We start from the raw sequence: 21,241 nt of genomic DNA on the forward strand, positions 1-21,241 counted from the left end.
TCCCGGCGCCTCCGGCACGGCGATGCCCCGCCCCTCCGCTCACCGGGGGGCGGGGCATCGCCGTCGGCGGCGGCCGGCTACTCGGCGCGCTTGAAGGAGTAGTTGAACTCGGTCGTGCCGAAGGCCCCCATCAGCCGGAGCCAGAGCGGCATCATCATCTCCATCGCCCGGGCGCCCGTGATGTCCCCGAGGTCGATGACGGACTCCGCCGGCCAGCCGAACTCGCCCAGCAGCGCGACCGTCTCGGCCTTCGCGTCCGCGTCGTTCCCGGCGATGAAGAGGTTGTGCCCACCCGGCAGCCGGCCCGGGTCCACCATCAGCGGCGCGGTCAGCGTGTTGAGCGCCTTCACCACCCGGGCGTCCGGGAACTCCCGCTGGATCCGCTCGCCCACGCTGTCGGTGTTCACCGGGTCCAGCGTCACCTCGCCCCCGGGCGAGAAGACCAGCGGGTTGGAGACGTCCACCAGCAGCTTCCCGGCCAGCCGCTCGGCGCCCGCCGCCCGCAGCGCCTCCAGCGCGACCGTCCCGCCGGTGGCGTTCAGCACCACCGGGCCGAAGCCGGCCGCGTCGGCGAACGTCCCCTGGTGCCCGTTCGGGCCGGCCTGCCGCGCCCAGGCGACGGCCTTCTCGTTGTCCTTGCTCCGCGAACCCAGCGTCACCTCGTGGCCGAGCGCCACCAGCTTGTCCGCGAGGGTCTGCCCGACCTGACCCGTGCCGATGATTCCGAACCGCACCCGCGCCTCACCCTCTGCCGTCGCGCGCCCCGTGGCGCGTGCCGCGTCGACGATAGATCAGGGAGCCCCGTCCGTCCGGCGAATTACCGCTGACCGCGGCCGGTCGCCGTGCGCCGGGTCCGCCGACTGGACCAGGCCCGCTGGTGGCCGCGCGGCCGCCCCCGAAGCATGGGCGCCATGAACCGAACCAACAGACCGTACGCCCGGGCGGCGGCCCTGCTCGCCGGCATCGCCCTGCTCGCCCCGGCCGCGGTGGCCCGGGCGGACGTCACGACCGTCTCCGTCACCACCGAGCGCACCGCCTGGGACCAGGACGAACCGGGGCTCGCCCCCGAGGAGGTCGCCCGGTCCGACTTCGGCGTCCGCTTCGCCACCCCGCTGGACGGCCAGGTGTTCGCCCAGCCGCTGGTCATCGGCAGAACCGTGGTGGTGGCCACCGAGACCAACCACGTCTACGGTGTCGACGCCGCCACCGGGAAGATCACCTGGCACCGTGCGATGGGCCCGGCCTGGGCCTCCGCCGCGATCGGCTGCTCGGACCCGGGCCCCAACGTCGGCACCACCTCCACGCCCGTGTACGACCCGGCCACCGGCACCGTCTACCTCACCAGCAAGGTCGACGACGGCCCGGACGACAGGCACCCGCACTACTACGTGCACGCCGTGGACGCCCAGACCGGCGCCGAGCGCAGCGGCTGGCCGGTGACCGTCCAGGGCGACCCGGTGAACGCCCCGGGCAAGCCGTTCAACGCCTACCGCTCGCTCCAGCGGCCCGGGCTGCTGCTGCTCGACGGCCACGTCTACTTCGGCTTCGGCTCGCTCTGCGGCATCGGGGACTACATCGGCACCCTGGCGGGCCTGGACACCCGCACCCGCAAGCTCACCCTCTGGTCGACCGTCGCCGGCTCCGACACCCAGCGGGCCTCCATCTGGATGGCCGGCAGCGGGCTGGTCTCGGACGGCCCCGGCCGGATCATCCTCACCACCGCCAACGGCCAGGGCGCCGGCGCCTCACCCGCCCGGGGGCCCGGCTCCGAGCCGCCGGGGGGCCTGGGCGAATCGGTGATCCGCTTCGCCGTCGACGGCGACGGCTTCACCCCGAAGGACTTCTTCAGCCCCGCCGACAACGCGACCCTGGACAAGCGGGACACCGACCTCGGCTCCGGCGGCCCGGTCGCCCTGCCCGCCGACCGCTTCGGCACCGCCGCCCACCCCCGCCTGCTGGTCCAGGTCGGCAAGGACGGCCGGATCTTCCTGCTCGACCGCGACGACCTCGGCGGCATGGGCCAGGGCCCCGGCGGCACCGACAAGGCCGTCGGCATCACCGGTCCGTACGGCGGCGTCTGGGGCCACCCGGCGGTCTGGGGCGGCGACGGCGGCTACGTCTACACCGTCGAGAACTACGGCAAGCTGCGCGCCCTCAAGTACTCCGTCAGTTCCGCCGGCACTCCGCAGCTGACCAGTGCCGGCACCAGCGCCGAGGACTTCCTCAAGATGTCCGGCTCACCCGTCGTCACCTCCGACGGCGCCCGGTCCGGCTCGGCCCTGGTCTGGGTGGTCTGGTCCGGCACCGGCCAGTACGGCGAGGGCGGCGAGCTGCGCGCCTACGACGCCGTCCCGGTCGGCGGCACGCTGAAGCTGCGCCGCTCCTTCCCGCTCGGCACGGTCAGCAAGTTCTCGGTGCCGGCCACCGACAAGGGCCGGATCTACGTCGGGACGAAGGACCACCGCCTGGTCGCCCTCGGCCGGCCGTCGGCCTTCGCCTGACGCTCAGGTCCCCGGGTTGATGCTGAAGATCGCGGCCACCACGGACAGCAGCGCCGCCATCGGCGCCAGCGCCGCCCAGATCCGGGCCGGCCGCACCAGGTAGGCGACCGGCCACTGGATCACGATCAGCGCCACCGTGGCCAGCAGCAGCTGGTCGGACAGCGCCAGCCGGGCCTGGGTGGCCGGGCAGGAGCCGGGCCCGTAGCACGGATCGGTGGACATCTCCGCCAACGCCCGCAGCGGGAGGACGAGCAGCAGGCAGAACCCCGTCACCAGGGTGGAGGCCAGCGGAGCGCGACGCCAGTTCGCGCGGGGCCCGGAGGCGTTCTCGGTCATGGACCGATCCTGGCCGCCCGGGCCCGCCCCGGGCAGCGGACGGATACTCAGGTCGGGGTGCGCGAAGTACTCAGCCGGGCCGGCGCGCGGGGCCGGCCCGGACGGAGCCCGCTCAGAGCCGGACCGTCACCGTCTTGGGGCGCTGGTACTCCTGGAGGGCGAGGGCGGACAGGTCGGTGCCGTGGCCGGAGGCGCCGCGGCCGCTGTGGGGGAGTTCGGCGCTCTGGGCCAGGTGGCAGTTGACCCAGGTCTCTCCGGCGTGCAGGCGGGCGGTGAGGTCGAGCGCGGCGGTCAGGTCGGTGGTCCAGACGCTGGCGGCGAGGGCCTGCGGGACGCCGTTGGCGAGGGCCAGCGCGTCGTCGGGGGTGGCGGCGCGCTGGACGGTCAGCAGCGGACCGAAGGCCTCCTCCAGCACGGCGGGATCGTCGTCGGGCAGGTCGGCGAGCAGGGTGGCCGGCCGCCACAGGCCGTCGGTCCGGCCGGGAGCGGTGACCGCGCGCTTGGCGGCCGAGGCGTCGAGGACGCGGTCGTAGCGGGCGGCCTGGTCGGGGTTGTTGAGCGGGCCGAAGTCCCGCCCGGCCCGGCGCTCGGCCAGGGCGGCGGCGAGCGCGGTGACGACCTGCTCGTGGTTCTCCTCCAGGGTGATCACCCGGGCGGGTGCGGCGCAGCTCTGGCCCGCGTTGTAGGTGCAGGCCTCGGCGAGGGCGGCCCAGGTGTGCTCCGGCGCGTCGGGCAGGACCAGGACGGGGCTGTTGCCGCCGAGCTCCAGGCTGACCCGGCGGTGGCCGGCCCGGGCGGCGATGTCGGCGCCGGCCGCCGCGCTGCCGGTGAAGGCGATCATGTCGACGTCGCTCGCGACCAGCAGCCGCCCGGTCTCCCGGTCGCCGGGCAGGGCGGTGAGCACGCCCTCGCCGAGCGCCTGCGCCGCGTGCTCGGCGAGCAGCGCGACCGAGTCGGGCGTGGTCTCCGCGGGCTTGACGACCACCGTGTTGCCGGCGGCCAGCGCCGGGGCGCAGCGCCAGGCGGCCATCAGCAGCGGATAGTTCCACGGGACGACCGCCCCCACCACGCCGACCGGCTCCCAGCGCACCCAGCTCTCGTGGCCGGGCAGGTAGCGCCCGGCGGCGGGCGCCGTCCCGGCGCGGGCGGCGCCGGCGTAGAACCGGAACAGGTCGGCGACGTTGCGCAGTTCGCCGGTCGCCTCGTCGGCGGGCTTGCCGGTGCCGGCCTGCTCCAGCGCGGTGTACTCGGCGAGGTGCCGCTCGATCAGGTCCGCGAGGGCGTCCAGCCGGCGCTCGCGCTCGCGCGGGGTGAGCGCGCGCCAGGGCGCGGTGGCGAGCCGGGCGGCGGCGACGGCCTCGGCGACGCGCTCGGCGCGGGCCGGCTCCAGGGCGCCGCGGACGGCGCCGGTGCGGGGGTCGATCAGGTCCATGTGCGGGGCCTCTCACGGAACGGGTTCACAGGTCGTAGGCGCGCAGCCAGAGTTCGAGGGTGAGGACGAGCCAGAGCTTGCCGCCCTGGCGCGGCAGCAGGGTCCCCTCGCGGCGCATCCAGGTACGGACGGTCTCGGGCCGGACGAGGCCGCGCCCGCGGGCGGTGCGGCCGAGCAGCAGCTCACCGGAGAGGTCGCGCAGCGGGCCGCGCAGCCACTGCTGGACGGGCACCCGCATGCCGCTCTTGGGGCGGTCGGTGACCGTCGCCGGCAGGAGGTCCCGGACGGCCTCCTTGAGCACCCACTTCTCCACGGTGCCGTTCAGCTTGAGCCTCGGCGGGGTGGCGAAGGCGTGGTCGATCACCTGCCGGTCGAAGAGCGGGGAGCGGCCCTGGACGCCCTGCGAGGCGGTGAGCCGCTCGACCTTGGTGAGGATGTGGTGGGCGCCCTTGGTCCGCAGGTTGCAGTGGAGCAGCTGGTTGAGCAGCGAGTGCATCGGGCCGGGGCGGAGGTAGGGCGCCACGAACCGGCGGGGCGGCGGCTCGGTCTCCAGCGCCCGCAGCGCGGCGGGCGTGAGCAGCCGGGGCAGGTCCTCGTAGCACTTGCGGTAGGACCGCAGGTAGGCCTCCGCCCGGACGTCGGGTGCCGGGTCGTCGCGGTGCATCTCGTGGACGAGCATCGGCAGGTTCTTGGGGCCGCCGAAGACCGGGTCGCCGCCCTCGCCGTTGAGCGAGACGGTGAGGCCGTCGCCCGCGACGGCCTCGGCGAGCATCAGGTTGGGCACGGTCAGCGGGTCGCCGACCGGGCTGTCCAGCAGGGCGACGGTGTCGGCCAGCCGGGCGGCGACCTCGGCGCCGGAGACGGTGAGCACCCGGTGGCGGGTGCCGCAGTGCCCGGCGACCAGGCCGGAGTAGCCGAGCTCGTTGGGGAGTTCGTCGCCGAAGCTGATCGAGTAGGTGTGCACCGGGTGGTCGTGCAGCCGGGCGGCCAGCGCGGTGACGAGTGAGCTGTCGACGCCGCCGGAGAGCAGGACGCCGACGGCCTCGCCGGCCGGCAGCCGGCGGGCGGTGGCCTGTTCCAGGAGGAGGCGCAGCTGCCGGGCGTACTCCGCGGGCGGTGGGGTGTCGGCCTCGGCGGGGAGCAGTTCGGCGGGCTCCCAGTACTGCTCCTGGTGCACCGTGCCGTCCGCCGACAGGCGCAGGATCCGGCCGGGCAGCGCCTCGTGGACGCCGCGCAGCAGGGTCTCCTCGCCGGGCAGGTAGGCGAAGGTGAGGAAGGAGCGGACGGCCGACAGGTTGACGCCGGTGCCGAGCGCCGGCCAGTGCCGCAGCGCGCGCAGCGAGGTGGCGGCGGCCCAGCAGCCGTCGGCGCGGGCGTAGAAGACGGTGCGGGCACCGGCGTGGTCGCGGATCAGGACGAGGTCGGTGCCGTCCACCGCGACCAGGACGAACAGGCCGTCGGCCAGCCGGACGCCGTCCGCGCCGAGGCGGCGCCAGAGCCGGAGCAGCAGCTCGCCGTCGGGGCAGTCGCCGGGCGCCGGGGTGCCGGCGGTGGCGAGCGCGGCGAGCAGCTCGGCGCGGTTGTGCAGGGTCACCTCGCCGACGGCGGTGACGCCGTCGGCCGTGAACGGGCCGGTGGCGAAGCCGGGCTCACCCCTGATCAGGGCGGCCTGGGCGGGCCCCGGGGCGGCGCCGGCCAGGGCGGCGAGGTGGGTGCGGGCCCGATCGGGGTCGGGGCCGGCGCAGGCGCAGCAGCGAGCCATGCGGGAGGGGTGCCTTTCGGTGGGTGGTGCCGTGGTCCGGTTCGCGGGCGCGGGCGCGCGAGGACGTGCGGTCCTGCGGGGTGTCAGCCGAAGTCGTCGCCGTCCCAGCCGTCGTCGGAGCCGTCCCAGTCGCCGTAGACGGCGTCGGTGCCGTCGTCGTCCAGGTCGCCGCCGTCGTCGGTGTCACCGGAGGACCCGTCGCCGGACGACCCGCCGTCGCCGCCGCCGCCGTCGCCGCCGGAGGAGGAACCGGCGGCCTGGGCACGGGCCTGTTCGCGCAGCTGCTCCTCCTCGGCCTCGCTCAGCTCCAGCGGCGGGTACTGGGAGACCGCGACGGCGGCGGCCCCGGCCACCCCGAGCGCGCCGAGCACCACGCCGAGCCGGCCGCTGAAGGCGGTGCGGTTGACGGTGACCAGTTCGCCGCGGGCCCAGACCGTCCGGCCGTAGCCGACGTCCCGGCCGTAGCGGACGGTGCCGTCGGAGTGGCGGCGCTTGACGAGGTCCTTGCCGAGGGGTTCGTCGGTACCGGCCAGGCCTTCGCTGTCGTGCCAGTGCACGAGGCGGTCGGCGCCGCGCCGGCGCCACTCGCTGCGGCCGTCCTCGTAGCGCCGGTGCACGGTGCCGTCCGCCAGCAGTTCGTCGCTGTAGCCGAGGTGGCGTGGCTGCGTCATGGTCGGGAGTCCTCACGGTGTCCGGGGGCCCTCCGGGGGAGGGGCAGGCGGAGGGTCACGCGGTGGGCCAGGTCAGGAAGCCGGCGGAGCGCGCGGTGCGGACCCGGTGGTGGATCGGGGCCCGCCGGGGGCCGGTGGCGCCGCCCCGGACCTGGCGGATCACGGTGTGCAGCAGCCGGGCGGGGCCGACGGCGGCCAGTTCGATGGTCCGGCCGCTGCCGAGCCAGGCGCGCTCCTCGGGCCGCAGCCCGGCGGGCAGGGGGCCCCGGTACGGCTGCGGGCCGCGTCCGGCGGTCAGGTGCAGGGTGGTGGCGTGCCGGGGGACCAGCCCCATCGACCGGACCCGTACGGCGTGGCCGGGCCCGCCCGCTCCGCGCACCTCGTCGCGGACCCGCTCGAAGCAGGCGAGCCCGGCCGGGCTGGCGTCGTGCAGCACGTGCACCACCGCACCCCCGGCCCGCTCCAGGGCGGCGACCAGCCGCGGATCGAGCGGCAGGTCGGCGGCGGCGACGACCGGGCAGGCGGCCTCCAGGTGCAGATCGTTGGCGATCAGCATCCCGGTGATCTCCCGGCTCTGGCAGACCAGCAGCCGGGGCAGCCCGTAGTCGTACAGGTCGCTCTCGGCGCCGGCCCGCGGCTCCCGCGGCGCCTCCCGCACCGGTGCCGGGGGCGGCAGCAGGCCCGGCAGTTCGGCGCGGCGCACCGCCACCGCCTCGGCGAAGCGGGCGTACCGCACCGGCGGCGCCAGCGTGTACGGGATCCGGCGCGGCCCGGAGTGCAGCGGCTGGAGGACGCGGCACAGCTCGTAGTACAGCTGGCGCTCGGTGTACCGCAGGCCGCCGGGCGCTCCGGCCCGGTCGGCGGCGACGGTCAGGGCGCCGTCCAGCAGCAGGCGCAGCGGCCGGCGGCGCGCGGGCCGGGGCGGTGGCGGGACGGTCATGCGGTGCCCTCTCGGTGCTGTCCGGGGTGCTGCCCGGGGTTCGGTTCGGGCCAGGTCAGGAAGCCGACGGCGAGCGCCCGGCGGCGGGTCTCGGCGGGCTCCTCCGGCCGCGCCGGAGCCACCCGGGCCGCCTGCGCCACCAGGGACTTCTGCAACGGGACGCGCGCGGGCGGTTCCAGGACGCGTTCGGCGGCCCGGACGGCGAGCGCCATCAGCCGCTTGGGCGCCACCGCGGCCACCGGGCTCCACCAGCCGTCGGCGTACCAGGCCAGCTCGGTCGAGTTCAGCCAGGTGGCGTCCCGCTGCAGCCGGATCTGCAGCTCGGGGGCGCGGAACGGGTCGCGCAGCACCACGGACCTCGGCTCGGCGTCCAGCACCGCGCGGGCCGGCAGCCCGGCGTCCAGCACCCGGCGGCCGGGCTGCACGGCCCGTGCGTCGGCGACGAGCAGGCAGCCCTGCGGCGAGGCGTCGTGCAGGACGACCACGGGCAGGCCCCGGGGGACGGCGCGCAGGTCGGCGACGAGCAGCGCGCGGTGGCGCTGCGGGTAGCGGTTGGCGTGCAGGAAGGCGGTGACGGTGCGGTCCGGGCAGAGCAGGACGAACGCCGGGTCGGCCACCGGCGGTTCGGACCGGACCAGGGCGTCCTCGACCAGTCCGGCGGGCAGGGCGGAGTAGACCTTCTTCCAGCGCGGCACCACGGTGTCGTGGAAGGTGCCGGCGGTCCAGCGCGTGGTGTGCTCGCGGGGCGGCGCCGGCTGGTCGGAGAGCACCACCTGGCGTACGGCGAGCCCCAGCAGCGCGGCCCCGGCCAGCGCGAGCAGCGCGATCGGGGTGCCCTTCAGGGCCATGGCGCCGATCAGCGCGCCGACCCCGAGCACGCCCAGGCAGCCCGCGCTTCCCCGGCTCCCCCGGAAGGCCTGGGCGGGCCGCCCGCGGTGCTCGGTCGCGTAGCGCAACTGGTCGACCGTGCAGACCAGTCGGCCGGCATCGGTCAGCTTGGTGGTGAGCCGGCGGATCCGGACGTCGTGCAGTCCGGCCCCCTCCACCTTCGGGTCCAGGGCGAAGTGCTTGCGGCAGTACCCGCACTTGTGCCCGGAGCGGCTTCGCTGCAGCAGGTTCTTGTCGCAGTGCGGGCAGATCATCGCGGTGTCTCCAGCGTTGCGGCGAAGCGGCGCAGCCGGGCGGCCAGCCGCTCTCTGGGACTGACCGTACCCGCGCGCTGGTTCCGCTCCACCTCCCGGAGTGCGGCGGCCAGTTGGTCGTCCGCGCGGCGCTCGGCCTCGGCCGCGGTGATCGCGTAGTCCTCGTGGTCGATGCCGAACCCGGTGTTGGCGGCGAGGATGTTGAGCGGCCCGGAGCCCCGGTTGGCGAAGGAGTGCGGCATCAGCTCGGGGATGCGGATCAGCAGCCCGGGCGTCAGCGGGACGTCGACCACCCGGCGGCGCTCGGCGTCGTACAGCCCGCAGGCGGCGTGGCCGAGGCTCAGCACGAGGTGCTCGCCGCCGTGGGCGTGCGGGGTGAAGGCGCTGTGCGGGGCGACGATGCCGAGCTTGTAGGTGGCGTTGGAGGGCCGCTCGGGCGAGGTCTTGGCGTCACCGACCAGGTAGTGGGCGAACTGCCCCTCGTCGATGAAGCGCAGCAGTTCCTCGCCGGCCGCCCCGTGCGCGCGGTCCGGGCCCAGCTCCCGGGCGCCGTCCCGGTCGGCGATCAGGACGCGGCCGTCCGGTCGCAGCTGGTACAGGTCCACTCCGGCCGGCAGCGACCGGGCGAGCCGCTCCAGCCCGAGCAGCCCGGATCGTACGGACATCCGCCACCCCACCCCCACGTCGGCGCCGCCCGAGCGCGGCGTCAACCGCGGTGACGCCGATCGTCGTACGGCCGGTTCCCCGGCCGGGGCCGGCGTCGTGGACCTTACGCAGGCGAAGTGAACGCCGGGGCAACGGTCGTGGCCGCCGCGGGGTCGGGAGGCCGGTCAGCGCCCGCGGGCCACCACGAAGTCGGGCAGGGCCAGCAGGAACTCCCGCGCCTCGACGGCCTCCTCGGAGGGATCGACGAGGTCCGGAGCCGCCGCCAGCACCTCGGTGATCTCCCGCTCGGCGGCGGCCACCAGCCCGGCCGCCGCCTGCTGGGCGCTCTCCACGCAGTCGTACGCCGCCATCCGGTCCAGCAGCCAGCCGACGTCCTGCGCCGTGCCGGGGCCGCGCTGCGCCCGGGTGCGGCTCAGATAGCGCACGACGCGGGCGCGTTCGGCCGGAGTGCTGCGCTCCAGCAGGTGGATCAGCAGCAGGGTGCGCTTGCCCTCCCAGAGGTCCCCGGCGATCTCCTTGCCGTAGTCCGCCTCGGTGCCGATCAGGTTGAGCACGTCGTCCTGGATCTGGAAGGCCGCCCCCAGGTACCAGCCGAACCGGTCCAGCCGGGCGGCGTCGGTGCTCGCGCCCTCGGCCACCAGCAGGCCGCTGCGGCACGGGTAGAGGAAGGTGTACCAGGACGTCTTCTTGAGGCACATCCGGTAGTAGTCGGCGGGGACGAGGTCGCAGGCGTTGTCGCGGATCCAGGCGATCTCCAGGGCCTGCCCCTCCAGCGACTGGCGGCACATCAGCTCGGTCTCCTCGAACAGCCGCCAGGCCAGGTCGCCGCCCAGTTCGCGCCGGTTGGCCATCAGCCGCCGGAGGCCGAGCAGGTTGGTCGCGTTCCCCACGTTCAGCGCGACCTCGACGCCGTGCTCGGCGGAGATCGTCGGCGCGCCCCGGCGCAGCTCGCTGCCGTCCTGGATGTCGTCGTGGATCAGGAAGCCGTTGTGGAAGAGCTCGACCGTGACGGCGGGGTTCAGCGCCCGCCCGGAGTCGCCGCCGAACGCGGCGCAGGTGGCCAGGCAGAGTGCGGCCCGCAGCCCCTTGCACGGCCGGGCCGGATAGTCGGCCGCCAGTTCGTACAGGTAGGGCGGGCTCTGCTCGGGGATGTGGCGCAGCAGCTCCGTCACCGTGCGCTCGCGGTGCCGGGTCAGCACCCGCTCGACCAGGGTGGCGGCCTCGGCGAGCGGCCGGGCGGCGGCCGTCACCCGTGCTGGCCTTCGGCCCCGCCGGGGCGCTCGGCGGGGCTCTGCCGGGGCCCGAAGGTGCTGTCCATCGAGCGGTTGGCGAACGCGGGCGCCAGCGAGCTGAGGTTGAGCAGCAGGTCGAGGACGTCGTGCGCGTTGGTGGCGAGCCGCTGGGTCTGCTCGGCCGCGTCGCCGCTGGTGTTGCCGAGCAGCCGGGTGCTGACGGCGTCGATCAGCTGGTGGGTGCTCTCCGACACCCGGCGCACCAGCTGGTCGAACTCCTCCTGGTCGACGCGGTGTTCGCCGGTCAGCCGGTCGCCGGCGGCCTTGGCGTCGGCCAGGCCGGCGGACAGCTCGCGCTCCAGTACCGCGGCCGCCTCCATGACGGCCTGCGAGCCCTGCTCGCCCAACTCGCTGAACCGATTGGCATCGGGCATGGCTGACCTCCTGGTTCGCACCCCGGGCGGGTCGGGGCAGGCCGGGCCGGCGGCCGGGCAGAGCGCCGCCGTGATCGCTGATGGTACACGCTCATGTGCGGAGCGTGTCCACTGCATTCGGGGCGCGTGCGGCCGCGTCCGCGGTGCGCCCGGGTCGGTCGGTACGCGTCCCGGGGCCGGGTCGCGCGCCGCGCCGGGGGGCGCCGCGGTGGTCGGCCCGGCGCGGGCCGGCGGCCGGGCGCCCCGCCGTCCGGTCGGGACCGGCGAGTCGTCCCGCGGGCCGCAGTCGGTCACTGATAGTAGTTGCGTGGTTGCGGTGCGATCGACCGCCGGGTCTCTTCCCCGGTGGCGCGTTCGGCCGGCCGAATCGACAGGTGCGCGCCGCTGCCGCAGTGCTGCTCGCCGCGGTGCCCGGGTGCTGGACAAGGAGCGGTCATGGGTGGCAGACAGCGCCCGACGAGAGCGCGGAGCCCTCGGCCGGGCAAGGGTGCCGGGCCGCAGCGGCCCCGGGTGGACGCGCGGGTGGAGATCGCCCGCCTGGAGGGCTATCTGGCCTGGGAGGCCGAGGTGGCGGCGGCCGAGCGGGACGCGCAGGCCTTCGCGGGCCGGTTCCCCTGGCTGTCGCCCGGCGAGCGGGAGGACCTCGAACGGGCCTACGCGGCCGACCGGTTGCGCTACGCCGAGGACGTCGTCGACCGGGCGGTGGAGCGGTGCCGCCAGCTGGCCGCCCGCTACCGCAGCGAGTGCCGGCGGATCTGCGCGCGCTGGGCGGCGCTGTGCCTCTCGGTGGCGCTCGCCGCCGCCCTGCTCGCGGCCGTCCCGGCCGCACTGCGGGCCTGACCGGGGCGGCCGCGCTCCGGAGCCGGCCGGGGTGACTGCACGGCGAAGGGCCCGCCACGCGCTGGACGGCGTGGCGGGCCCGGTCGTACGGGGCGGCGGAGGTCAGTGGTGGCCGTGGCCGCTGGTGATCTCCTCGTGCTCCTCGACGGTCGGCTTGGCGATCTGGCTGCCCTGGCCGAAGAAGCCGCGCGAGAACTTCGCCCGGGTGCGGGCGAGCAGGCCGGCCCGGCGGGCGACCCCGTTCTCGTCCACCTCGGCCGGCAGCACCACCGGCTGCGGCTGCTCGTGCGAGGTGAGCGTGTACAGCCGGCCCTGCGGGAGCGGGGCGTGCACCTCGACGAACTCGCCGTGCTGCAGCCGCTTGATGACGCCGGTCTCCCGGCCGTGCAGCACCTTCTCCTTGTCGCGCCGCTGGAGGCCCAGGCACCACCGCTTGGTGATCACGAAGACCACCACCGGGACGACGAAGAAGCCGATCCGGACCGCGTTGGTGATGGCGTTGATCGACAGGTGCAGGTGGGTGGCGATCAGGTCGTTGCCGCCACCGATCAGCAGGATCACGTAGAGGCTGATCCAGGCGGCGCCGAAGCCCGTCCGCACGGGCGCGTTGCGCGGGCGGTCCGCGATGTGGTGCTCGCGCCGGTCGCCGGTGACCCAGGCCTCCAGGAACGGGTAGGCCCAGATGGCGACCAGGACCAGCGGGAAGACCATCAGCGGGACGAAGACGCCCAGGTTGAGGGTGTGGCCCCAGAGGCCGATCTCCCAGCCGGGCATGATCCGGATCAGGCCCTCGGAGAAGCCCATGTACCAGTCCGGCTGGGCGTCCGTGGAGACCTGGTCCGGCCGGTACGGGCCGTAGGCCCAGATCGGGTTGACGGTGGCGATCGCCGCCATCGCGCTGATGATGCCGAACACCAGGAAGAAGAAGCCGCCCGCCTTGGCCATGTAGACCGGCATCAGCGGCATGCCGACGACGTTCTCCTCCTTGCGGCCGGGCCCGGAGAACTGGGTGTGCTTGTGGTAGAAGACCAGGATCAGGTGGGCCACCAGCAGGCCCAGCATGATCCCGGGGATCAGCAGGATGTGCACGGTGAACAGCCGGGGCACGATCACGAAGCCCGGGAACTGGCCGCCGAAGATGAAGAACTGCAGGTACGTCCCGACCAGCGGGACGGCCAGCACCGCGCCCTCCATGAACCGGATGCCGGTGCCGGAGAGCAGGTCGTCGGGCAGCGAGTAGCCCATGAAGCCGTCGAACATGCCGAGGAACAGCAGCAGCGCGCCGAAGATCCAGTTGATCTCGCGCGGCTTGCGGAACGCGCCGGTGAAGAAGACGCGCATCATGTGCACCAGCATCGCGGCGACGAACACGATCGCCGCCCAGTGGTGGATCTGCCGGATCAGCAGCCCGCCGCGGATGTCGAAGCTGATGTCGACCGTCGACGCGTACGCCTGGGACATCAGGATGCCCCGGAGCGGGACGTACGAGCCCTCGTACGTCACCTCGGCCATCGACGGCTGGAAGAAGAAGGTCAGCCAGACGCCGGTGATGATGATGATGACGAAGGTGTACAGGCAGATCTCGCCCAGCATGAAGGACCAGTGGTCCGGGAAGATCTTGCGCAGGTTGGACTTGGACAGGGCGTAGATGCCCAGCCGGCCGTCGGCCCAGTCGGCGAGGGCCTCGGCCTTGTTCGCGGGTGCCGAGCGCGTGCTGGTGACCGGTCCCGGGCTCGACTGCTGATCGGCTCTCACGACGGGCTCCCCGGCGTCCGCTGCGTACCGACCGGGGAGCCCGCCTGCGGAGCTGCCGGCCGGCGGAGTGATGTGATCATGGGACCTCTCGATACGGGGCCGCCGGGGTCGCCGGCGCGCGGATCCGCCGACCCGCTGGCCCCGTTGCTCAAAGTGATGGAGCGCTTACTCTGTCATGCTGTCGGCAGGGGGCCGACTGTGCACGTCCATCGGCCCGGACGGCCGCTCGTGTCGGCCCGTCCGGGGGTGGGCGGGCTGTTGACGGGCCGCCCGTGGACCCGCAATGGTGCGCTCGGGTGCGTTGTCGGGGCGGTGAACCGTTTCGGCGCGCGCCGTACGTGGGGAGGGCGCGGTCCCCGGCCTACGCTGCGCCAATGGTGGATCACCGGGAACTCTTCGAGGACGTGACAGCGGCCCTGGCCCGTGCCGGGTTCGACACCGAGCGGGGCCCCTCGGGCCTGCGGATCGGCCACCGGCCCCAGGGCGTGGTGGTCGGCTGGTCGCCGGGCGCGGACCAGGACGGCGCGCAGGACGGCGAGCAGGACGCGGACGCGGGGGCGGGGCGCGCGGACGACGACGCCCCGCCGCCGGCCGAGGGCATCCGTACGGCGATGACCGGCGCGGTCGCCGTGGTGCTGCGGGAGTCCGGCTACCGGGTGGCCGAGGCCGGGCCGGGCGAGCTGCTGGTGACGGCGGGCCCCGGGGCGCGGGAGGAGGCGGCGCGCCCGGAGGGTCGGCAGGAGGCGGCCGCCGTTCCGGAGCAGTGGTGGGGCTGAGGGGGCGACGCCGCGGGTGAGCGCGGCGGGCCGGCCCCCCGGCGGTCCTACCGCGGGCCGTCGGCGCCCCCGCCGGTGGCGGTCGCCGCGGTGCGCAGCCGCTCCAGGAACGCGGCGGCGGCCGGGGGGACGCGGTGGCCCCGGCGGGTCGCGGTCTGCACCAGGCGGACGGGGGTGTCCGCCGGGTGCAGCGCGACCAGGGCGACGTCGGGCCGGGCGGCGCGGGCGGCCAGCGCGGGGATCAGGGTCGGTCCGAGCCCGGCGGCGACCAGGCCGAGCTTGGCCGTCCAGCCCGAGACGACGTATTCGACCCGGGGGTGCAGGCCGCTGCGCAGGCAGGCGGCCAGCAGGGTGTCCTCGGCCCGCCGGCTGCCGGCGATCCAGGTCTCCTCGGCCAGTTCGGCCAGCCGCAGACGGCTCCGGCCGGCCAGCGGGTGGTCCCGGGGGAGGGCGACCAGGACGGGGTCCTCGGTGAGCGGTCGGAGGTCGAACGCCTCGGTGTCGTAGGGGTGTCCGGGGTAGCCGGCGACCACGGCGAGGTCGATCCCGCCGTCCTGGAGCCGGCCGAGCAGGGCGGCGGACAGCCCCTCGGTGAGCGAGATCGCGACCTGCGGGTGGGCCGCCCGGAAGGCCGCCAGCGCGCCGGGCACCAGCGCCGCGTTGGCACTGTCGAACGCGCCGACCCGCAGCCGCCCGACGCTCAGCTCGGTCAGTGCGCTCAGCTCCCGGCGGGTGCCGTCGAGCCGGTCGAGCAGCGCCTCGGCGTGCGGCAGCAGCGTCCGCCCGTGCTCGGTGAGCCGGACGCCGCGCGCCAGGCGGTCGAACAGCGGAGCACCGAACTCCGCCTCCAGGGTGGAGATCTGACGGGAGATCGCGGACTGGGTGAACCCCAGCCGCTCGCCGGCCGCGGTGAACGATCCCACGTGCGCCGCGGTGCGGAAGACTTCGAGCCAAGCCATGTCCATACCGCATGGCTACCATGCGAGACATTCGCTTGTCGCCTGTCCCGGCGCTCCCTAGAGTGGAGGCCATGGAGAAGATCGCATTCCTCGGACTCGGCCGGATGGGTCTGCCGATGGCCCGTCGACTCGCCGCCGCCGGACACCCGCTGACGGTGTGGAACCGCACGCCCGCCAGGACCGAAGGGCTCGACGCCGCGGCCACCCCGGCCGAGGCGGTGCGGGGGGCGGGCGTCGTGGTCACGATGCTCGCGGACCCGGCCGCGGTGGAGTCGGTGGCCGGCCGGTTCGCGGCGGAGCTGGCCCCCGGCACGCTCTGGATCGACATGTCCTCCGTCGGACCGGCCGCCACGGCGGCGCTGCGCGCCCGCCTGCCCGCCGGCGCCGCCCTGGTGGACGCGCCGGTGCTGGGCAGCGTGGGTCCGGCCGCCGCCGGCACGCTGACCGTGCTGACCGGCGGCCGGCCGGAGGACCTGGACCGGGCGCAGCCCCTGCTGGAGACCTTCGGCACGGTGGTCCGCTGCGGTGGTCCCGGCTCGGGCGCCGCCCTCAAGGTCGTCCTGATCGGCGCGATGGTCGGGGGAGTCGCGCTGGTCGCCGAGGCGCTCGCGCTGGCCGACTCGCTCGGCCTGCCGGACGGCCTCGCCCTCGGCGCCCTGGCCGGCGGGCCGCTCGCCGGCGTGGTGGCCCGCGCCCGCAGCCAGGACGCGGACTTCCCCGTCCGGCTGGCCGCCAAGGACCTCGGGCTGGTGGACGGCGGCCCGGTGCTGACCGCCGTCCGCGACCTGCTGCTCGCCCACCCGGAGCTGGCGGAGGAGGACCTCGCCCGGCTGGTGGAGGCCGTCCGGCGGTAGGCGGCCGGCCGGGGGTGGGGACCCGCCGGGGGGGCTGGGGGGCTGGGGCCCGCCGGGGTACCGGGTTCCTGCCCGGCGGCCGTCAGGAGGCCCAGCGGGCGACGGCGAACCCCGAACCGGCGCGCCGCACCTCGACGGCGCCCGCCCCGCCGAAGTGCGCCGGAATCACCAGTTCGTGTGAGGCCGCCGCCCGTTCGAGCACGCGCAGCCGGCTGGTGGCGGCCTGCGCCGGGTCCTCGCGGAAGCAGCTGTTGCACGTGGGGTGGAGGAGCCGGACCGGACCGTGCAGCAGGCCGCCGACGAAGACGGCCCGCTCGCCGCGCGAGTCGAGCCGCAGCACCGGGGAACCGGGGGTGTGGCCCGGCGCCGCCTCCAGGGTGAGGCCCTCGTCGATCCGGTGGCCGCGCTCCCAGAGCACGGCCTGCCCGCTGCGCAGCACGGGGGTGATGCTGTCGGCGAACATCAGCCGCCGCTCCTCCTGCCGGAGGCGCTCGGCGGGCGGCCCTGGGCGACCCGGTGGTCGCCGCGGCCCTGCGCGCCGTGCACGAGGATCCGGCCCGGGCCCGGAGCACCGAGGGCCTCGCCGCCCACGCCGGTGTCTCCCGCGCGACCCTCACCCGGCGCTTCACCGCCCTGGCCGGCCGGCCGCCGATGGGCTACCTCGCCCGGTGGCGGCTGACCCGCGCGGCGACGCTGCTCCGGGACACCGACGACACCGACGACCCGCTGGACGTGATCGCCCGGCAGGTCGGCTACAGCACCCCGTACGCGCTCTCGCACGCGTTCAACCGCCTCTTCGGTACCACGCCCGGGCGCTACCGGGCCCGTGTGCTGCTCCCGGCCGTCGCCGACTGAGCGTCAGATCCGCAGGCTTCCGCTCCTGTTGATCTAAGTCTTGAACGCACAGGGCACTTTGCTCTGTTCTTGTCAAGAGTGCGGCGGTGAGGGGGTGGAGGAGTGGCCCTGCGCGTTCCCTCCCCCTTTTTAGGTTCATACCAGGTGACAGTCGCCGAGCCGCGACTATTTGTCCGTTCTGTCATGTCCTGCCAGGTTGATACTCGGAGGTTCCTCCAAGTTTCAATGGGGAGGTGGCGTTCACGAAGATAACGAAAAGATCTGATTCGTGAGGGCTTGGATTTACTTATTGACGTCATATGCCGAAGCCGGATTAACTCCTCCCACCCCGCCGCAGCGCTGCGGCACCGTCACGGAGGCACTCCCCACATGAACGCAACGATGCGTCGCGTCGTCATTGGCACCGCAGCGGTCTCGATGGCCCTTTCCATGGCCGCCTGCGGCAAGGCCGGCAGTGACAAGAAGGACTCCGCGAGCTCCGGGGACAGCAAGTCCATCGGCCTGCTGCTCCCGGAGAACGCCTCCTCCACCCGCTACGAGTCCTTCGACCGGCCGTTCATCCAGGCGAAGGTCACCGCGCTCTGCCCGGACTGCAAGGTGCAGTACAGCAACGCCGAGGGCAGCGCCGCCAAGCAGAAGCAGCAGTTCGACACCCTGATCGCCCAGGGCGTCAAGGTGATCATCCTGGACGCCTACGACGCCAAGTCCACCCAGTCCTGGGTGAAGGAGGCGGCGGACAAGGGCGTCAAGGTCATCGCCTACGACCGGCTCGCCACCGGCCCGGTCGCGGCCTACGTCTCCTTCGACAACGAGAAGGTCGGCGAGCTCCAGGGCCAGGCGCTGGTCGACGCGCTGGGCGCCAAGGCCGCCGACGCCAACATCGTCATGATCAACGGTGACGAGGCCGACCCCAACGCCGCCCAGTTCAAGTCCGGGGCGCACAAGGTGCTGGACGGCAAGGTCAAGAAGGTGGTCTACGAGCAGTCCGGCGAGTGGAAGCCCACCGTCGCCGGCCAGAAGACCGGTGCCGCCATCACCCAGCTGGGCAAGGACGGCTTCCAGGGCGTCTACTCCGCCAACGACGGCATGGCGGGCGCCATCATCACCCAGCTGAAGGCCGCGGGCATCACCGTGCCGGTCGGCGGTCAGGACGCCGGTCTCGACGCCGTCCAGCGGATCGTCGCCGGCGACCAGGCCTACACCATCTACAAGGCCTACAAGCCGCTCGCCGACAGCGCCGCCGAGCTCGCCGTGAACCTCCTGCAGGGCAAGGACCTCAAGGCCGCGGCGCCGTCCACCGTGGACAGCGACACCGACAAGGGCATCCCGGCCAAGCTGCTGGAGCCCAAGGTCGTCACCAAGGCCAACATCAACGACACCGTCATCGCCGACGGCCTCTACAAGGCCGCGGACATCTGCACCGCGGACTTCGCCGCCGCCTGCACCACCGCCGGCGTCAAGTAGCGCGCCCGCCGGGCACGAAGGCCACGGCGCCCCCCGTCCCGTCCGGGGGGCGCCGCCCCTCCGACCCGCGCAGGAACCCCACCCCACCCCACGCACTACCCCGCAGGAGATGGTTCACGTGACAGGCGCACCCGTACTGGCGCTGCGCGCGGTCTCCAAGCGCTTCGGCGCTGTCCAGGCACTGACCGACGTCGACCTCGACGTCCATGCCGGTGAAGTCGTCGCGCTGGTCGGCGACAACGGCGCCGGCAAGTCCACCCTGGTGAAGACGATCGCAGGAGTTCACCCGATCGACGAGGGTGAAATCACTTGGGAGGGGCGCGCGGTGCGCGTCACCCGCCCCCAGGACGCCCAGGCACTCGGCATCGCCACCGTCTACCAGGACCTCGCGCTCTGCGACAACCTCGACGTCGTCGCCAACCTCTTCCTGGGCCGCGAGCTGCGCCGCTTCGGCACGCTGGACGAGGTCGCCATGGAACGGCGCGCCAAGGAGCTGCTGGACACCCTCTCGATCCGCATCCCCAGCGTGCGGATCCCGATCGCCGCACTCTCCGGCGGCCAGCGCCAGGTCGTGGCGATCGCCCGCGCCCTGGTCGGCGACCCCAAGATCGTCATCCTCGACGAGCCGACCGCCGCCCTCGGCGTCGAGCAGACCGCCCAGGTCCTCGACCTGGTCGAGCGGCTGCGCCAGCGCGGCCTCGGCGTCATCCTGATCAGCCACAACATGGCGGACGTCAAGGCGGTCGCCGACACCGTCGCCGTCCTGCGCCTGGGCCGCAACAACGGGGTCTTCCCGGTGGCCGGCACCTCGCACGAGGAGATCATCTCCGCCATCACCGGCGCCACCGACAACGCCGTCACCCGGCGCCAGGCACGTATCGCGGAGGAAGCGAAGTGAGCACCAGCCAGACCACCCCCACCAACGCCCCGGCACCGGCGGCCGACCCGCGCCTGCTGGTCCGCCAGGGCGGCGTCGCCGGCTACCTGGAGGAGTTCCGCCGCAAGATCAAGAGCGGCGACCTCGGCTCGCTGCCCGTCGTCATCGGCCTGGTCCTGATCGCCGTCATCTTCCAGAGCGTCACCGGCCACTTCCTCCAGGCCGACAACCTGACCAACATCACCAAGTGGATCGCCGGTCCGGGTCTGATCGCGGTCGGCGTCGTCTTCGTCCTGCTGCTCGGGGAGATCGACCTCTCGCTGGGCTCCATAGCGGGCGTCTGCTCGGCCATCACCTCCGTCCTCGCGGTGCGCCAGGGGCTCAACGAGGGGCTGGCGATCCTGCTCGCCCTCGCCGCCGCGGTGGCCATGGGTGCCCTGCACGGCTTCTTCTTCGCCCGGATCGGCGTACCCGCCTTCGTCGTCACGCTGGCCGGCATGCTCGCCTGGAGCGGCCTGCAGGACTACGTCCTCGGCAAGCTCGGCACCGTCAACAACATCAACGACGGGGTCGTCGCCAACCTGGACACCTACTTCCTGGGCGACGGCGACATCGCCTTCGCCTGGCTGGCCGCCGTCCTCGCGATCGGCCTGTTCCTCGGCGGCCAGCTCCTGGACGCCCGCCGCCGCACCGCCGCCGGCCTGCCCGCCCGCACCACCGGCGAGATCGCGCTGCGCACCGGCGCCCTCGCGGTGCTCGCCCTGGCCGGCGCCTACACCCTCAACCAGGACAGCGGCCTGCCGCTGCCGCTGGTCATCCTGCTGGGCGTCGTCGTGCTGACCGACTTCGTGCTGCGCCGCACCTCCTACGGCCGGCAGATCTTCGCGGTCGGTGGCGGCATCGAGGCCGCCCGCCGCGCGGGCATCAACGTCGCGTGGGTCCGGATCTCGGTCTTCATGATCTCGGCCGGCCTGGCCGGCCTCGGCGGCCTGTTCATCGCCTCCCAGCAGGGCTCGGCGGACAAGACGCTGGGCAGCGGCAACGTCCTGATGAGCGCCATCGCGGCCGCCGTCATCGGCGGCACCAGCCTCTTCGGCGGACGCGGCAAGACCTGGTCGGCCCTGCTCGGCATCCTGGTCATCCAGTCCATCACCACGGGCCTGGACATGGTGCACGCCGCCCAGGCGATCCAGTACATGATCACCGGTGCCGTGCTGCTGGCCGCCGTCGTCCTGGACTCGGTCTCCCGCCGCACCCAGAAGTCCTCGGGCCGCGGCTGACCGCCACCCCCCGATCGGCCCGGTACCCACCCCCACGGGTACCGGGCCTCCGGCGTTCCCCGGCCCGTGCGCGGGACGTTCGTCCCTCCCGTCCGGGGCAGGCCGCTGCGCACCCTGGAGGGGAAGCGCCGGCCCGTGGAGGCCGGCGTCACGCATCGAGCGAGGGAAACGCGGCTTCCATGTCCGACGAGCTGATCGTGCACCGGATGGTGGACGCCTTCTTCACCCACTGCCACCGCTGCGACGAGCCGCGCGACCCGAACTGCCACCCCCGCGCGCACTGGCGGCTCTACCTCGACCTCGACCCGGAGACCGTCCGGCGGATCCGGCACTGGGCGCTGGATCCCGCGAACCCCACGGGCACCGCCACCGAACGCACCGTGCTGCTGCACTGGCTCGACTCCCAGGAGGCGTGACCCGCCCGCCGGGGCGGGCGCCCGGCCGCGGGTCCTCTTGCGCCGGGCG

Annotated in this window: 21 protein-coding genes and 1 pseudogene; 9 read left to right on the top strand and 13 right to left on the bottom strand. The window is 74.4% G+C overall.

The window, feature by feature from the left end; all coding sequences use genetic code 11:
* Positions 1-77: 77 nt before the first annotated feature.
* On the bottom strand, positions 78-734 hold the full coding sequence (locus ACWDRR_RS09150) for an NADPH-dependent F420 reductase (protein WP_449771528.1): 657 nt from the start codon (positions 732-734) through the stop codon (positions 78-80).
* Between the two features lie 177 nt (positions 735-911).
* Between ACWDRR_RS09150 and ACWDRR_RS09155 the strand changes: the two genes are divergently transcribed.
* Positions 912-2,501 (top strand): outer membrane protein assembly factor BamB family protein, encoded by a 1,590-nt coding sequence (locus ACWDRR_RS09155; protein WP_449771529.1) that lies wholly within the window; start codon positions 912-914, stop codon positions 2,499-2,501.
* 3 nt (positions 2,502-2,504) lie between these two features.
* Here the strand turns inward: ACWDRR_RS09155 and ACWDRR_RS09160 are convergent, their stop codons facing one another.
* From ACWDRR_RS09160 to ACWDRR_RS09200, 9 genes are all read right to left on the bottom strand, one after another.
* On the bottom strand, positions 2,505-2,837 hold the full coding sequence (locus ACWDRR_RS09160; RefSeq protein ID WP_449771530.1) for a hypothetical protein: 333 nt from the start codon (positions 2,835-2,837) through the stop codon (positions 2,505-2,507).
* A 112-nt stretch (positions 2,838-2,949) separates the two neighbouring features.
* Entirely contained in the window at positions 2,950-4,269 is a 1,320-nt protein-coding gene (locus ACWDRR_RS09165; protein ID WP_449771531.1) for an aldehyde dehydrogenase family protein, read from the bottom strand.
* Positions 4,270-4,294: 25 nt separating this feature from the next.
* Positions 4,295-6,031 (bottom strand): asparagine synthetase B family protein, encoded by a 1,737-nt coding sequence (locus ACWDRR_RS09170; protein ID WP_449771532.1) that lies wholly within the window; start codon positions 6,029-6,031, stop codon positions 4,295-4,297.
* An 83-nt stretch (positions 6,032-6,114) separates the two neighbouring features.
* A complete protein-coding gene (locus tag ACWDRR_RS09175) occupies positions 6,115-6,702 on the bottom strand; it encodes a hypothetical protein (RefSeq protein WP_449771533.1) in 588 nt (195 codons plus the stop codon).
* A gap of 55 nt (positions 6,703-6,757) precedes the next feature.
* A complete protein-coding gene (locus tag ACWDRR_RS09180) occupies positions 6,758-7,642 on the bottom strand; it encodes a hypothetical protein (protein ID WP_449771534.1) in 885 nt (294 codons plus the stop codon).
* Positions 7,639-8,784, bottom strand: a complete 1,146-nt coding sequence (locus tag ACWDRR_RS09185; protein WP_449771535.1) for a hypothetical protein — start codon at positions 8,782-8,784, stop codon at positions 7,639-7,641. The genes ACWDRR_RS09180 and ACWDRR_RS09185 overlap by 4 nt, the downstream gene beginning before the upstream one ends.
* Complete coding sequence (locus ACWDRR_RS09190; protein WP_449771536.1) at positions 8,781-9,449, bottom strand: cupin domain-containing protein; 669 nt, start codon at positions 9,447-9,449, stop codon at positions 8,781-8,783. Before ACWDRR_RS09190 ends, ACWDRR_RS09185 begins: the two co-directional genes overlap by 4 nt.
* Positions 9,450-9,614: 165 nt before the next feature.
* Positions 9,615-10,700: a polyprenyl synthetase family protein gene (locus ACWDRR_RS09195; protein WP_449771537.1), complete on the bottom strand. Its 1,086-nt coding sequence runs from the start codon at positions 10,698-10,700 to the stop codon at positions 9,615-9,617.
* Positions 10,697-11,116, bottom strand: coding sequence for a hypothetical protein (locus ACWDRR_RS09200; protein ID WP_449771538.1), 420 nt, complete (start codon positions 11,114-11,116; stop codon positions 10,697-10,699). Before ACWDRR_RS09200 ends, ACWDRR_RS09195 begins: the two co-directional genes overlap by 4 nt.
* 435 nt (positions 11,117-11,551) lie before the next feature.
* Here ACWDRR_RS09200 and ACWDRR_RS09205 point away from each other — a divergent pair, with 435 nt between their 5' ends.
* Positions 11,552-11,956 carry a hypothetical protein gene (locus ACWDRR_RS09205; RefSeq protein WP_449771539.1) on the top strand — a complete coding sequence of 135 codons (405 nt, stop codon included), beginning with the start codon at positions 11,552-11,554 and terminating at the stop codon, positions 11,954-11,956.
* Positions 11,957-12,058: 102 nt separating this feature from the next.
* Here ACWDRR_RS09205 and qcrB read toward each other — a convergent pair whose 3' ends face one another.
* Positions 12,059-13,711: a cytochrome bc1 complex cytochrome b subunit gene (gene qcrB, locus ACWDRR_RS09210; RefSeq protein ID WP_449771540.1), complete on the bottom strand. Its 1,653-nt coding sequence runs from the start codon at positions 13,709-13,711 to the stop codon at positions 12,059-12,061.
* Between the two features lie 374 nt (positions 13,712-14,085).
* Here qcrB and ACWDRR_RS09215 point away from each other — a divergent pair, with 374 nt between their 5' ends.
* On the top strand, positions 14,086-14,487 hold the full coding sequence (locus tag ACWDRR_RS09215) for a hypothetical protein (RefSeq protein WP_449771541.1): 402 nt from the start codon (positions 14,086-14,088) through the stop codon (positions 14,485-14,487).
* Positions 14,488-14,534: 47 nt separating this feature from the next.
* Here ACWDRR_RS09215 and ACWDRR_RS09220 read toward each other — a convergent pair whose 3' ends face one another.
* Positions 14,535-15,446 (bottom strand): LysR family transcriptional regulator, encoded by a 912-nt coding sequence (locus ACWDRR_RS09220; RefSeq protein ID WP_449771542.1) that lies wholly within the window; start codon positions 15,444-15,446, stop codon positions 14,535-14,537.
* A 71-nt stretch (positions 15,447-15,517) separates the two neighbouring features.
* Here ACWDRR_RS09220 and ACWDRR_RS09225 point away from each other — a divergent pair, with 71 nt between their 5' ends.
* Complete coding sequence (locus ACWDRR_RS09225) at positions 15,518-16,300, top strand: NAD(P)-dependent oxidoreductase (protein ID WP_449771543.1); 783 nt, start codon at positions 15,518-15,520, stop codon at positions 16,298-16,300.
* A gap of 82 nt (positions 16,301-16,382) precedes the next feature.
* On the opposite strand, the gene ACWDRR_RS09230 is transcribed toward ACWDRR_RS09225, so the two are convergent.
* Complete coding sequence (locus tag ACWDRR_RS09230; RefSeq protein WP_449771544.1) at positions 16,383-16,763, bottom strand: MBL fold metallo-hydrolase; 381 nt, start codon at positions 16,761-16,763, stop codon at positions 16,383-16,385.
* A gap of 23 nt (positions 16,764-16,786) precedes the next feature.
* Between ACWDRR_RS09230 and ACWDRR_RS09235 the strand changes: the two are divergent.
* The 5 genes and pseudogenes from ACWDRR_RS09235 to ACWDRR_RS09255 all read left to right on the top strand — a co-directional run.
* Positions 16,787-17,155 (top strand): annotated as a pseudogene (locus ACWDRR_RS09235) (helix-turn-helix transcriptional regulator); the annotation flags it as partial.
* A 369-nt stretch (positions 17,156-17,524) separates the two neighbouring features.
* A complete protein-coding gene (locus tag ACWDRR_RS09240; protein ID WP_449771545.1) occupies positions 17,525-18,619 on the top strand; it encodes a sugar ABC transporter substrate-binding protein in 1,095 nt (364 codons plus the stop codon).
* Positions 18,620-18,728: 109 nt separating this feature from the next.
* On the top strand, positions 18,729-19,517 hold the full coding sequence (locus ACWDRR_RS09245; RefSeq protein ID WP_449771546.1) for an ATP-binding cassette domain-containing protein: 789 nt from the start codon (positions 18,729-18,731) through the stop codon (positions 19,515-19,517).
* Positions 19,514-20,776, top strand: a complete 1,263-nt coding sequence (locus ACWDRR_RS09250) for a sugar ABC transporter permease (protein WP_449771547.1) — start codon at positions 19,514-19,516, stop codon at positions 20,774-20,776. The genes ACWDRR_RS09245 and ACWDRR_RS09250 overlap by 4 nt, the downstream gene beginning before the upstream one ends.
* A gap of 179 nt (positions 20,777-20,955) precedes the next feature.
* Positions 20,956-21,192, top strand: coding sequence for a hypothetical protein (locus tag ACWDRR_RS09255; protein ID WP_449771548.1), 237 nt, complete (start codon positions 20,956-20,958; stop codon positions 21,190-21,192).
* The last annotated feature ends 49 nt before the right edge of the window (positions 21,193-21,241 follow it).

It is taken from the genome of Kitasatospora sp. NPDC003701, assembly GCF_053587085.1.